The sequence below is a fragment of the Pseudomonas sp. NPDC087342 genome, assembly GCF_044744265.1.
GTDB lineage: Bacteria > Pseudomonadota > Gammaproteobacteria > Pseudomonadales > Pseudomonadaceae > Aquipseudomonas > Aquipseudomonas nunensis.
This window is the reverse complement of the sequence record NZ_JBIUXZ010000060.1, coordinates 319-1,482: the sequence shown is the minus strand read 5'-3', so window position 1 is coordinate 1,482 and position 1,164 is coordinate 319. Positions and strand designations below refer to the sequence as shown.

Annotated in this window: 1 protein-coding gene; it reads right to left on the bottom strand. The window is 58.0% G+C overall.

All coding sequences use genetic code 11. The annotated features are described in order from the left end of the window. A partial coding sequence (gene nusA, locus ACIOYV_RS33280; RefSeq protein ID WP_401330723.1) for a transcription termination factor NusA occupies positions 1-1,141 on the bottom strand: 1,141 nt, incomplete at its 3' end. Positions 1,142-1,164 lie beyond the last annotated feature (23 nt).

Below are 1,164 nucleotides of genomic sequence, written 5' to 3'. Positions count from 1 at the left end.
TGAAGCCTTCATCTACCAGCACCTGTGCCAGATCTTCGTCGACTTCCAGCTCGTCGATGAAGTTGCGCAGGATGTCGCCGGTTTCTGCTTGCTGTTTAGCCTGGATGTCCGATTCGGTCATCACGTTCAGGGTCCAGCCAGTCAACTGGCTAGCCAGACGCACGTTCTGACCACCGCGACCGATGGCCTGAGCCAGATTGTCTGCGCCAACGGCGATGTCCATTGCATGGGCATCTTCGTCAACGATAATTGCCGCCACTTCAGCCGGCGACATTGCATTGATCACGAACTGAGCCGGGTTATCGTCCCACAGGACGATGTCCACACGCTCGCCGCCCAATTCGCCCGACACTGCCTGGACGCGCGAACCGCGCATACCGATGCAAGCGCCTTGCGGATCAATGCGTTTGTCTTTGGAGCGGACCGCGATCTTGGCGCGCGAACCCGGGTCGCGGGACGCAGCCATGACTTCGATCAGGCCTTCAGCGATTTCCGGCACTTCGATGCGGAACAACTCGATCAGCATTTCCGGCGCGGTACGCGACAGGATCAGCTGCGGGCCGCGGTTCTCGGTGCGGATTTCCTTGAGCAGCGCACGCAGACGCACGCCAACCCGGAAGGTTTCGCGAGAGATGATGTCTTCACGAGCCAGCAACGCTTCAGCGTTGTTGCCCAGGTCGACGATCACGTTGTCGCGGGTAACTTTCTTCACGGTGCCGGAGATGATTTCACCCAGGCGCTCGCGGTAAGCATCAACGACTTGTGCGCGCTCGGCTTCGCGAACTTTCTGCACGATGACTTGCTTGGCAGTCTGTGCAGCAATGCGGCCGAACTCGATCGATTCAATTTTTTCTTCGACTACGTCACCGACCTGAGCGCCAGGATGCGTTTCGGCAACCTTGCTCGGCCAGGTTTCGATGGCCGGATCGTCCAGGTCTGCTTCTTCGACGACCGTCCAGCGACGGAATGTCTCGTAAGCACCGGTGTGGCGATTGATTTCCACACGCAGATCGACTTCGTCCTCGAAACGTTTTTTGGTAGCAGTGGCCAGAGCCAGCTCCAGCGCTTCAAAAATTACGTTTGCCGGTACGCCCTTTTCATTGGATACCGACTCAACAACCAGCAGTACTTCTTTGCTCATCGTACGCCTCGCCTGTCGCAAGC